At 68.2% G+C, this 11,776-nt stretch carries 13 protein-coding genes; 3 read left to right on the forward strand and 10 right to left on the reverse strand.

All coding sequences use genetic code 11. The annotated features are described in order from the left end of the window. Positions 1-46 precede the first annotated feature (46 nt). Both ACVFYP_RS20520 and zigA read left to right on the forward strand, forming a co-directional pair. Positions 47-691, forward strand: coding sequence for a DUF1826 domain-containing protein (locus tag ACVFYP_RS20520; RefSeq protein WP_499202082.1), 645 nt, complete (start codon positions 47-49; stop codon positions 689-691). Next, positions 688-1,878 carry a zinc metallochaperone GTPase ZigA gene (gene zigA / locus ACVFYP_RS20525; protein WP_499202083.1) on the forward strand — a complete coding sequence of 397 codons (1,191 nt, stop codon included), beginning with the start codon at positions 688-690 and terminating at the stop codon, positions 1,876-1,878. Before ACVFYP_RS20520 ends, zigA begins: the two co-directional genes overlap by 4 nt. On the opposite strand, the gene recQ is transcribed toward zigA, so the two are convergent. Beyond that, a complete protein-coding gene (gene recQ, locus ACVFYP_RS20530) occupies positions 1,875-3,731 on the reverse strand; it encodes a DNA helicase RecQ (protein WP_499202084.1) in 1,857 nt (618 codons plus the stop codon). The genes zigA and recQ overlap by 4 nt on opposite strands. 69 nt (positions 3,732-3,800) lie before the next feature. Further along, positions 3,801-4,205: an OmpA family protein gene (locus tag ACVFYP_RS20535; protein WP_499202085.1), complete on the reverse strand. Its 405-nt coding sequence runs from the start codon at positions 4,203-4,205 to the stop codon at positions 3,801-3,803. Between the two features lie 118 nt (positions 4,206-4,323). On the opposite strand from ACVFYP_RS20535, the gene ACVFYP_RS20540 reads away from it, so the two are divergent. Next, complete coding sequence (locus ACVFYP_RS20540) at positions 4,324-5,346, forward strand: hypothetical protein (RefSeq protein ID WP_499202086.1); 1,023 nt, start codon at positions 4,324-4,326, stop codon at positions 5,344-5,346. 142 nt (positions 5,347-5,488) lie between these two features. On the opposite strand, the gene phoB is transcribed toward ACVFYP_RS20540, so the two are convergent. The 8 genes from phoB to ACVFYP_RS20580 all read right to left on the reverse strand — a co-directional run bounded on the left by phoB (position 5,489) and on the right by ACVFYP_RS20580 (position 11,744). Further along, a complete protein-coding gene (gene phoB, locus ACVFYP_RS20545; RefSeq protein ID WP_499202087.1) occupies positions 5,489-6,202 on the reverse strand; it encodes a phosphate regulon transcriptional regulator PhoB in 714 nt (237 codons plus the stop codon). Positions 6,203-6,218: 16 nt separating this feature from the next. Further along, complete coding sequence (gene phoU / locus ACVFYP_RS20550; protein WP_499202542.1) at positions 6,219-6,938, reverse strand: phosphate signaling complex protein PhoU; 720 nt, start codon at positions 6,936-6,938, stop codon at positions 6,219-6,221. Between the two features lie 17 nt (positions 6,939-6,955). Then, the gene (gene pstB, locus ACVFYP_RS20555; RefSeq protein ID WP_499202543.1) at positions 6,956-7,741 is read right to left on the reverse strand and encodes a phosphate ABC transporter ATP-binding protein PstB; all 786 of its coding nucleotides are present in this window, start codon (positions 7,739-7,741) and stop codon (positions 6,956-6,958) included. Positions 7,742-7,821: 80 nt separating this feature from the next. Continuing rightward, entirely contained in the window at positions 7,822-8,709 is an 888-nt protein-coding gene (gene pstA / locus ACVFYP_RS20560; RefSeq protein ID WP_499202088.1) for a phosphate ABC transporter permease PstA, read from the reverse strand. A gap of 4 nt (positions 8,710-8,713) precedes the next feature. Beyond that, entirely contained in the window at positions 8,714-9,712 is a 999-nt protein-coding gene (gene pstC, locus ACVFYP_RS20565; RefSeq protein ID WP_499202089.1) for a phosphate ABC transporter permease subunit PstC, read from the reverse strand. Positions 9,713-9,775: 63 nt separating this feature from the next. Further along, a complete protein-coding gene (pstS, locus tag ACVFYP_RS20570) occupies positions 9,776-10,831 on the reverse strand; it encodes a phosphate ABC transporter substrate-binding protein PstS (protein ID WP_499202090.1) in 1,056 nt (351 codons plus the stop codon). 158 nt (positions 10,832-10,989) lie between these two features. Further along, entirely contained in the window at positions 10,990-11,406 is a 417-nt protein-coding gene (locus tag ACVFYP_RS20575; RefSeq protein ID WP_499202091.1) for an ATP-binding protein, read from the reverse strand. Beyond that, on the reverse strand, positions 11,406-11,744 hold the full coding sequence (locus tag ACVFYP_RS20580) for an STAS domain-containing protein (RefSeq protein ID WP_499202092.1): 339 nt from the start codon (positions 11,742-11,744) through the stop codon (positions 11,406-11,408). Before ACVFYP_RS20580 ends, ACVFYP_RS20575 begins: the two co-directional genes overlap by 1 nt. Positions 11,745-11,776 lie beyond the last annotated feature (32 nt).

The raw sequence follows: 11,776 nt of genomic DNA on the forward strand, positions 1-11,776 counted from the left end.
CTACCGCTAAATGCAATGTTATATTATAACATTTACTAGGCCACCCATGCTGATCGAAGGCTTCTGCCCCGCCGCCGGCCCCGGCAACCTCGCCAGCCCCCTGCCCCTCGTGCTCTCCGGCATCGCCAGGCCTGGCACGCATATCGCGATCTGGCCGCGCACCCTGCCCGGCCCGCTGATGCGCGACCTGGGCAGGCTCGCCGCCATGGCGCCCTTCACCGTCACCGCGGAGGACACGCCGGAAGCGGCCATGGATGCGCTGGTGGCGGCGCTGCCGGGCGCGGCGCCGCTCGACCTCTATCTCGACATGCTGCACTTGGCGACGATCTTCACCCAGATCACCGGCGCGCCGCGCCTGCGCATCCGGCTGGAGGCGATCGACGGCCCCGGTTGCCGCTACTGGCATGCCGATGCGGTCGGGCTGCGGCTGCTCTGCACCTATCGTGGCGCCGGCACCGAATGGCTCGCCATGCCCGGCGGCGCCCAGGCCGCACGGCTGCTGAACCGCGCCGGCGACCCCGGCGTGCCGATCCAGCGCCTGGGCACCGGCGATGTCGCCCTGCTGAAGGGTGAGGCCTACCCGGGCAATCAGGGCGCCGGCTGCATCCACCGCTCCCCGCCCCTCACCCCCAAGGCGCCCCCGCGCCTTTTTCTCTGCCTCGATGAAGCCGGACGGATTCCCCTCGAATGACCAAGCTTCCCGTCACCGTGCTCTCCGGCTTTCTCGGCGCCGGCAAGACCACGCTGCTGAACCACATCCTCGCCAATCGCGAGGGCCGTCGCGTCGCCGTCATCGTCAATGACATGTCGGAGGTGAATATCGACGGCGCGCTGGTCGCCCATGCCGGCATGCTCTCCCGCACCGAGGAGCGGCTGGTGGAGATGTCGAATGGCTGCATCTGCTGCACCCTGCGCGAGGATCTGATGCAGGAGGTGACGAAGCTGGCCGCGGAAGGCCGCTTCGACGCGCTGCTGATCGAAAGCACCGGCGTCGGCGAGCCCATGCCCGTCGCCGCAACCTTCGATTTCCGCACGGAGGATGGGTTTTCGCTGTCCGATGTGGCGCGGCTCGACACCATGGTGACGGTGGTCGATGCCCAGGCCTGGCTGCGCGACTACGCCTCCGCCGACACCCTCGCCAAGCGCGGCCAGGCGACCGGGGAGGAGGATACGCGACTGCTGGTCGACCTTCTGGTCGAGCAGGTGGAATTCGCCGATGTGCTGGTGCTGAACAAGGCCGATCTGGTCAGCGAGGAAGACCTCGGTCGCCTCTCGGCCCTGCTCGCCACCTTCAACCCCCGCGCCGAGATCATCGCCAGCACCGAGGGCCGCGTGCCCCTGCACCATGTGCTGAACTCGGGAAAATTCGACTTCACCCAGGCGAGCCAGGCGGCCGGCTGGTCGCAGGCACTGGCCGGCGGGCATCTGCCGGAGTCCGAGGAATTCGGCATCGCCAGCTTCGTCTGGAAGGCGCGCCGCCCGCTGCACCCCGCCCGATTCAAGCGGCTGATCGAGGGGCCCTTGCCCGGCGTGGTGCGTGCCAAGGGCTTCTTCTGGCTGGCCACGCGCATGCCCTGGGCCGGGTCCTGGCAATTGGCCGGCGCGGTCGGGCGGCATGAGGCGGCAGGCTTCTGGTGGGCCGCCACCGATCCCAGCCGCTGGCCGGAGGACCCGACTTGGCGCGCCGGGGTGCGGGCCAATTGGCAGGAGCCCTTCGGCGACCGCCGCCAGGAAATCGTCTTCATCGGCATCGGCATGGAGGAGGCCGAGTTGCGTCGCCAGCTCGACGCCTGCCTTCTGACGGAGCGGGAGATGAAGGGCGGCCCAAAGGCCTGGGCGAAGCTGGAGGACCCCTTCCCCGGCTGGCGGCAGGGCTAGACTTCGGCCAGCACCCGCAGCACCGCATCCCCGTAGCGGTCCAGCTTGGTCCGCCCCACCCCGGCGATCTGGCCAAGCTGGTCCAGGCTGCGCGGGCGCTGGGCCGCGATCTCGGCCAGGGTCTTGTCCTGGAAGATGACATAGGCCGGCACCGACTGGGTCTGCGCCTCGCCGCGCCGCCAGTCGCGCAGCGCCTCGAACACCGAATCGCCGACCGGCGCGGCGCTGCCGCCGCCGGCGCTGCGGGCATTGCGGGCGGGGGCGGCGGAGGCCTGCACCAGATCCTCCCGCAGCATCACCTTCTCCTCCCCCTTCAGCACGGGGCGGGAGGCATCGGTCGGCACCAGCTCGCCGTGGTTCTCGATCGCCACATCCAGGATGCCGCGCGCCACCAACTGCCGCGCCACGCCCCGCCAGGCGAATTCGGACAGGTCCTTGCCGACTCCGAAGGTCGGCAGCTTGTCATGCGCGAATTGCGCGACCTTGTCGGTGGTCTTGCCGCGCAGAACATCCACCACATGCGCCACGCCGAAGCGCCGGCCGGTGCGCAGCACGGCTGACAGCATTTTCTGCGCCGCCACCGTTCCGTCGAACAGGCGCGGCGGCGACAGGCAGACATCGCAATTGCCGCAGGGCGGCGGCTCCGGCTCTCCGAAGCAGCGCAGCAGGATCTGGCGGCGGCAGGTCGCCGCCTCGGCGATCGCCACCATGGCATCCAGCCGCTGCCGCTCGATCCGCTTCTGCTCCAGCGCGGCCGGGCTTTCCTCGATGCGATGGCGGCCGAGGGCGATGTCGCCGGCGCCGTAGAGCAGCAGGGCGCGCGCGGGCAGGCCATCGCGGCCGGCGCGGCCGATTTCCTGGTACCAGCTCTCAGGCGATTTCGGCAGGTCGAGATGCACCACCCAGCGCACATCCGGCCGGTCGATGCCCATGCCGAAGGCGATGGTGGCGCACATCACCACACTGTCACCCCGCGCGAAGCGGCGATGCGCGTCGCGCTTGGCCTCGGATTCCATGCCGGCATGGAAGGACAGCGCGTCATGGCCGTCACCGCGCAGCCATTCGGCGGTCTGGTCGGTCTTGTTGCGCGTGCCGCAATAGATGATGCCGGCACCGCCCTTGCTCGCTTCTTCCCGCAGGAAGGCACGCAGCTGGGCGCGTTCGGCTTCGCGGGGCGCGGCCTCAATCCGGATATTCGGGCGGTCGAAGCCGCCGCGGAACACCGGGTCCTCGTCCAGCCCAAGCTGGAGGCGGATATCCTCGACCGTGCGCGGGTCGGCGGTGGCGGTCAGCGCCAGGCGGGGGACCCGCGCGAAGCGTTCCGCCAGCACGCCCAGGCCGCGATATTCCGGCCGGAAATGGTGCCCCCATTGGGAGACGCAATGCGCCTCATCCACCGCGAACAGCGCGACGGGCAGCGTCTCCAGCCGGCTCAGCATGCCTTCCAAGGCGAGCCGTTCCGGCGAGACATAGAGCAGCTTCAGGTCGCCATTGTGCAGGTCACGCAGCACGGCGCGGGACTCGCCCTCCGGCAGGTCGGAATGCAGCGCCGCCGCCGCCACGCCCTGCTGGCGCAGCGCTGCCACCTGATCCTCCATCAAGGCGATCAGCGGGGATACGACGATGCCCACCCCAGGGCGGCACAGCGCCGGCACCTGGAAGCACAGCGATTTGCCGCCGCCGGTCGGCATCAGCACCAGGCCGGACCCGCCGCCGGCGACATGGCGCACCACCTCCTCCTGCCGCCCGCGGAAGCCGGGGTGGCCGAAGACGCGGCTCAGCACATCCAGCGGATCGGTGCTGTCGTCCTGCGATTCGGTCATCAGGTGGGAGAATCGGCCGTCATCGGGCATGGCCCCTGTCTGCCACGCCCGAAGCCGGATGGGGAGCGCCCGAAGGCGAGGCCAGGCTTGTGGCCCGGCTTACGGATAGCCGACGACGATCTCCACCCGGCGGCTTTCGATCGGCACCGAGTCGAAGGGCACCGGGCCGCGGCCCACCACATTGATGCGGCTGCGGGCGACGCCGCGCTTGACCATCTCGGAGGCCACATGCTCCGCCCGGCGCTCGGACAATTCGCGGTTGAAGGCGGCGCCGCCGGCCGGGCCGGCGAAGCCGCGCACCTGCACCGGAACCTCCGGATGGCGGCGGGCCAGGCGGGCGGCATCGGCCAGGACCGCCAGCGCGGGCTCATCCAGCTCGGCGCTGTCGGCCTCGAAGAAGACCACCCGTGGCGGTTGGCCCACAAGCTCCCTCGGGTCCGCGGCGCAGGCCGCGAGGATCACGGCCGAAAAAAGCCCGGTCAGGGCAAGGGCGCGGCGACGCATGGTGACAGACTCCGGTGGGCAGTTGGCCCATAGGTCGCCCGCCAGGGCCGGTTCCGTCAATCACCGTCCTGCGATGCGAGGCGCTGCTCACCTCCTCTTAACCAGCCTTCCCCATCTTGTGCTGGTGCCCGTCCCCTCGCCCCAGACCGACCTGCCAGGCCTGCCAGACCCGCGCGGCTTCGACCCGGTGCGCTTTCCGGGCACGGCCGAGGGCGAGACATGGCCGCCGCCCCATTTCAATTTCCAGTCGAGCTGGCTGCGCGAGCCGGGGCTGGTCTTCGAGCGTGATCCCTCCGGCGGCATCGGCCTGGTGCGACCCTTCGCCCATCTCCGCATGCTGACGGATCTGGAAAACGCCCATCTGGTGCTCGACATCCCCGCCGGCACGCATGACTTCCGCCTGCTGCGGCTGGTGCCAGCGGCGCTGCGCTGCGTCGAACGGATCGCCCCCGGTGACCCCGTGCCCGGACCGCTGCTGGAGGTGGAGACGGAATTGCCGGAGGAGGTGCATCTGGAGGCCGCGACGACCGCCATCGTCGCCCGCCTGGCCGCCACCGCCGGGGAGGAGGGTGAGGCCCTGGCCGAGGCGATGCGCGGCACCCCGCCCGGCCCCGCCATGTTCGAGGCCGCGATCGCGAAATGCATCACGCGGGGCGGCTTCCCGATGGCGACCATGGCGCCGCTGGGGCGACGGCTGCAATTGCTGGCCCATGCCCATGCCCGGGTGCTGGCAGTGGCCGCGAGCCAGCCGGATTATGAGGCGATGGAACGTATGCTGCGCGGCACCCGCAAGGCACTGGCGCAGGACCGCCGCTGGGCCGGGGACCTGCTGACCCGCGCGCTCGACGCGCTGCTGCCGCAGATATCCCGCCCGCGCCGCGTCAGCGTCGCCCTTCTGGCACTGGCGGAGGCGGCGATGCATCGCCCGCTGCCGTTGGAAGCGCCAACACGGCTGATCCGCGAACAGTCGGAACTGCGCGATCGGCTGCTGGACCTCGCGACCTTCTGGCACCGCCTGGCCGCCGCCTGGCTGGCGGTCGACCCCCTTACGACGGATCGGCGCGACATCGAGGCGCTATGCCGCAATGCCCTTCGCCGCCTGGCGCTGGAACCGCTCTATCGGCTGCCCGGCGCAACGTGATCGCGGACTCGCTGTAAGTCCGCCTCACGCCGGTAAGCGCTAAAGCCGTTTCACCGAAAGCGAAGACGGTGAAACGGCTCCAGCTATTTGTCTTTACGCATTTTCCGAGTCGCCCTGCGAAGCAGCAAGGCTTGAAAATGCTCTACCCTTCGTCATCCAGCGCATAGCCGGCGGAGCGGACGGTGCGGATGATGTCCGACTCCTCGTCGCCATTCACCGCCTTGCGCAGGCGGCGGATATGCACATCCACCGTGCGCGGCTCGACATGGATGTCACGGCCCCAGACGGCGTCCAGAAGCTGCTCCCGCGTGAAGACGCGGCCGGGATGCTGGAGGAAGAATTCCAGCAGGCGGTATTCCGTGGGGCCCAGATGCAACGACCGCGCGCCGCGCGTCACGCGATGCGCATCCTGGTCCATCACCAGGTCCTTATAGGTCAGCCGCCCCTTCACCGGCACCGCGCCGGAGCGGCGCAGCAGGGCGCGGATGCGCGCCAGCAGCGCATCCATGACGAAGGGCTTGCTGATGTAGTCGTCCGCTCCGGTATCCAGCGCGCGTACCGCATCCTGGTCCTCGGTGCGGGCGGTGACCATGATGATGGGCAGGTCGCGGGTATTGGGGCGGCGGCGGATCTGCCGGCACACCTCCAGCCCGGACAGCGCCGGCAGCATCCAGTCGAGCAGGATCAGGTCGGGCTTGCCCTCCGCGACCCGCATCAGGGCTTCCTGGCCATCGCTGGCCTCCTCCACCCGGAAGCCCTGCTTTTCGAGATTGTAGCGCAGCAGCGTCAGCAATGGCGCCTCGTCCTCCACCACAAGGATGGTCGGCTTCGCGAGGCTGCCGATGGCGTCCGGCATCTGGAACTCTCCGATCCTATTCGGGCGGCCGGACGACGGCATAGGCGGAGCTGTCCGCCTTGGGTCGGTCGTCCGGAAGGCTGTCGCCACGCACGGCGTAGTGAACGGTTTCGGCGATGTTGGTCGCATGGTCGCCGATGCGTTCCAGGTTCTTGGCGATGAACAGCAGATGCGTCGCCGCGGTGATGTTGCGCGGGTCTTCCATCATGAAGGTCAGCATCTCGCGGAAGATGCCATTATAGACATCGTCCACCGGCTCATCATTGCCCCAGACCCGCGCGGCGGCCTCGGCATCGTCGTTCACCAGGGCGTCGATGGCGCCCTTCAGGTTTTCCTGCACCAGGCGGGTCATGCGCAGGAAGCCGTTCAGGCTGCCCAGTGTCGGCTGCTGCGCCACGATGATGCTGCGTTTGGCGGCGTTGCGGGCGTAGTCGCCGATCCGCTCCAGGTCATGGCTGACCTTCATGGCGGCGACGATGAAGCGCAGGTCGATGGCCATCGGCTGCCGCGTCGCGAGGATGCGGATGCAGAAGGCCTCGATCTCACGCTCCAGCTGATCGAGCGCGGCATCGCGACCGATCACCTCGGCGGCCAGGGTGGCGTCGCGGCGGGTCAGCGCCACGGTCGCGTCGTTGACCTGGCGCTCGGCCAGTCCACCCATGCGCGCCAGCATGTCGCGCAGCTTGCGCAACTGCTCGTCGTAGGATTTCACGATGTGGTCCGATTGGGTTTCCATGGGCATCTGCGTCGTCCTCAGCCGAACCGGCCCGTGATGTATTCCTGCGTGCGCTTTTCCCGCGGCGCGGTGAAAAGCTGCGCCGCCGGCGCCACTTCCACCAACTCGCCAAGGTAGAAGAACGCCACCTGATCGGCGCAGCGGGCCGCCTGCTGCATGTTGTGGGTGACGATGCAGATTGTGAAGTCGCGCTTCAACTCGTCGATCAGCTCCTCGATCTTCAGCGTGCTGATCGGGTCGAGCGCGCTGGTCGGCTCGTCGAACAGCATCACCTCTGGCCGCACCGCGATGGAGCGCGCGATGCAGAGGCGCTGCTGCTGGCCGCCCGAAAGGCCCATGGCGGAGGACTGCAGGCGATCCTTTACCTCGCCCCAGATGGCGGCGCGCGTCAGCGCCCATTCCACCCGGTCGTCCATTTCGGACTTCTGCAGCTTTTCATGCAGCCGGACGCCGAAGGCGATGTTCTCGTAGATCGTCATCGGGAAGGGCGTGGGCTTCTGGAAGACCATGCCGATCTTGGAGCGCAGTTCGTTCAGGTCGACATCGGCCGAAATCATGTTGCGGCCATCCATCAGCACCTCGCCTTCCGCGCGCTGGCCCGGATACAGGCTGTACATCCGATTCAGCACGCGCAGCAGGGTCGACTTGCCGCAGCCAGAGGGGCCGATCATGCCGGTCACCTGGCGGTCCGGCAGTTCCAGGTTGATGGACTTCAGGGCCTTGTTAGAGCCGTAGAAGAAATCCAGGTTCCGGACGGAGATGCGGGAGGTGGCGTTGATCGCCGCCTCGGACCGCGCCTGCATCCCGCCAAAGGAACCGCCGACGGCTTGGGTTGGGGCTTCGTTCATGGTGGACTCGCTCGGCGTCATCGGATCAATCCCACTCACTTGCCGCCGCGCAGCAAGCTGCGGGCCAGGATGTTCAGCAGCAGCACGGCTAGCGTGATCACCAGCGCCCCGGCCCAGGCCAGCTCAATCCAGTCCTGGAAAGGCGAGGCGGCGTAGGAATAGATGGTGATGGGCAGGCTCGGCATCGGCCGCGACAGGTCGGTGGCCCAGGCATTGTTGCCAAGGCTGGTGAAGAGCAGCGGCGCCGTTTCACCCGCGATGCGGGCGACGCCCAGCAGCACGCCGGTGATGATGCCGGAGATGGCGGACCGCCAGCAGACGGTGACGATCATCTTCCACTTCGGCGCGCCGAGGCCGATCACCGCCTCCCGCAGCGTATTGGGGATCAGCGTCAGCATGTCCTCGGTCGTGCGCACCACCACCGGGATGATGATGATCGCGAGCGCGGCGACGCCCGCCCAGCCTGAGAAGCCACCGAAAGGCAGCACCATGAGCTGGTAGACGAACAGGCCGACCAGGATGGAGGGGGCCGAGAGCAGGATGTCCGAGACGAAGCGGACGATATTCCCGAAGGCCGAGCCCTTGGCATATTCCGCCAGGTAGGTGCCCACCAGCATGCCGATCGGCGTGCCGATCACCGTCGCCAGGGAAACCTGGATCAGGCTGCCGACAATGGCATTGAGCAGCCCGCCCCCGGACCCCGGCGCCCGGGTGCTTTCGGTGAAAACGGTGAGGTTCATCGCGCCGAAGCCCCGGGCGAAGAGCGTCACGAGGATGGAGGCGAGCAGCAGCAGGCCGATCGCCGTGGCGGCGTAGGACAGTGTCCGCACCACGAGGTCGGCGCGTTTGCGGCCGCGGCCAAGTGCCGCGGCGACGCGGGCATCCTTGGTGGGGCCGGAAGCGCCCTGATAGGTCGTGCTCATCGGTTCAGGCCTTCAGCCGGGAGCGCAGGAGGAAGCGCGACAGCGCCAGGACGATGAAGGACAACACGAACAGGATGAAGCCCAGGGCCAGCAGTGCCGACAACTTCAGGCTGCCCATCTCGCTCTCGCCGAATTCCAGCGCGATGACGGAGGCGATGGTATTGCCCGGCCCGAACAGCGTGGTGGTGATGCGGTTGGCGTTGCCGATGACGAAGGTGACCGCCATCGTCTCGCCCAGCGCGCGGCCGAGGCCCAGCATCACGCCACCGGCGACGGAGATGCGGGTGTAGGGGATCACCACGCCCTTCATCACTTCCCAGGTCGTGCAGCCCAGGCCGTAGGCGCTTTCCTTGAACACCGCCGGCACCTGCTCGAACACATCGCGCATGGTGGCGGCGATGAAGGGCAGGATCATGATCGCCAGGATCAGCGCGGCGGTGAAGATACCCGTGCCGAAGGGCGGGCCTTCGAACAGGAAGCCGATCAGCGGCCAGGTACCGACGCTGTCGATCATCGCGGGCTGAACATACTGGGACATGATGGGCGCGATGATGAAGAAGCCCCACATGCCGTAGATGATGGAGGGAACCGCCGCGAGCAGCTCCACCGCCGTACCCACCGGGCGGCGCAGCCAGTTGGGCGCCAGTTCGGTCAGGTAGAAGGCCACGCCGAAGGCCAGCGGCACGGCCATCAGGATGGCCAGCACGGCGGTCACGACAGTGCCGTAGATGGACACGCCGGCGCCGAAGACCTCGGTGACCGGGTCCCATTCCGTGGACCAGATGAAGGACAGCCCGAAGGCGCGGAAGGCGGGCAGACCGCCGAGGAACAGCTCCACGATGATGCCGCCAAGCAGCAACAGCACGAAGGCGCCGGACGCCGTGCAGGCGGCGGCGAAAATAGTATCCCCAAGCGCGGAACTACGTCGCGCTGGCCTGGGAACGGCGCCCAATGTGGCGGTGGCGGCCTGCTGCAAGCGGGTGCTCCGGATCCGAAATGACATGACAAGACACGAAAGCGCGGCGGCCGGGACAAAATCCCTGCCGCCGCGCCGAAACCTGGGTGATCAGGCCGGCGGCCACACCGACTGGCCGTTGACCTTCACCTCGGCGGCCCAGGCCGCGCGAATGCGATCCGCGACGACGGTGGGGATCGGAATGTATTCCAGTTCCTTCGCCAGGGCGTCGCCGTTCTTGAAGGCCCAGTCGAAGAAGCGCATCACCGCGCGGCTGCGGTCGGCGTTGTCCGGGTTCTTCGGCAGCAGGATGAAGGTCGGCGAAACGATCGGCCAGCTGGTGGCGCCCTGCTGGTCGATCAGGCTGGCGGCGAAGCCCGGGGTTGACCAATCCGCATTCTCGGCGGCGGCGATGAAGTTATCCTGGTGCGGCATGACGAAGTTGCCGGCCTTGTTGCGCAGCTGCGTCGTCACCAGGCGGTTGGTGATGGCGTAGGCGTTCTCGACATAGCCGATGGCGCCACGGATGTTCTTCACCGTGCCGGCCACACCCTCATTGCCACGCGCGCCGGTGCCGGCGGGGAAGCGAACGGAGGTGCCGATGCCGACCTTCTGCCGGAACTCGGGGGAGACGGCCGAGAGGTAGGAAACCCACACGAAGGTCGTGCCAGAACCATCCGCACGATAGACCGGCGCGATCGCCAGGTTCGGCAGGTTCAGCTCGCGGTTCATCTCGACCAGGCGGGCGTCGTTCCAGCGGGTGATCTTGCCGAGATAGATGTCGGCGAGCAGCTCGCCGGTCAGCTTCATCTTCTCGTTCTCGACGCCCGGGATGTTCACGATCGCAACGAGCGACCCCATCACGGCCGGGAACTGGAGCAGCTTGTGCTCCTCGAGCTGCTCGACCGTCAGCGGGGCGTCGGAGGCGCCGAAGTCAACGGTACGGTTGCGGATCTGGTTGATGCCAGCGCCCGAGCCGACGGACTGGTAGTTCAGGGTGATGCTGGTCGGCTGACGGGCCGCTTCAGCCCACTTCTGGTAAACCGGGTTCGGGAAGGACGCGCCGGCGCCGGTGATCGTCGCCGACTGTGCCATTGCGCCGCGGGCGGAAACCAGCCCGGCTGCGATCGCTGCGCCGGTGCCGAGCAGAAGGGTGCGCCTGTTCACTGTGTCTCTCTCCGGTCCTGTTTCGGGGGGCAAAGCATGCAAGGGTGCCCCGTCCGGCGGCTTCTAGGCGGCGGAGACGACGTGACGATTTCACTTTTATGAACGTTCGATGACACTACCACCCACAACAAGGGCAGGTTATCCGGATATCTCACCCCTCAGGCGCGAATATCCAGGCTGGTGCGGTTGCCGCCGGACTCGGTCCGGGCATAGTCCAGCCGCTGCGCCATGCGGCGCACCAGAGCGAGGCCAAGGCCCCCCACCTCCTCCCCTTCCAGGCTCGGCACCGTCGCCGGGGCGTGGCGCGGATCGAAGGGGGCGGCGGCATCCTCCAGCGCCAGGGACAACACGCCGTCGCGCCAGCCGATCTCCAACCGCGCGGGAGGTGGCGTGCCATCGGGCGTGGCTGGCCAGGTGGCGTGTTCGATCAAATTCGCCACAAGCTCCTCGGTCACCAGCCGAAGGCGCAATGCCTGGGCGGGCGGAACGCCCTCAGCCTCCGCCCAGGCCTCCGCTGCCTCCTGCGCCGCCGCGAGGCCGCCGAGCGAGATCGGCACCTCCAGCACCAGGGGCATCAGCCGAGCCGGGCGACAGCCTCGGCCTCGGTCGCCACCAGGGGCAGCACCTCATCCAGCGCCATCGCCTCCAGCACTTCCGCCACCATGGGCTGGGCGCCGAACAGCACCACCCGGCCGCCGCGCCGCGACACCACCCGGGCGGAGGACAGCAGCAACCGGATACCGAGCGAGGACAGGAAGGTCAGCTCCGTCAGATCCAGCATCGCGCTGCGGCCGCTGGCGGCCACAGCGGCGGTGAAGCCGGTTTCCACCTGCCCCACCGTCGTCGCATCCAGCCGCCCCACGAGAAGGACCTTGTTGGCCGTCGGGCTGATCTCAACCACTTCAAAGCGCACTGACTGTCTCCGTGAATCGGGGCGCGGTTGTC

The sequence above is a fragment of the Roseomonas sp. F4 genome, from assembly GCF_053891155.1.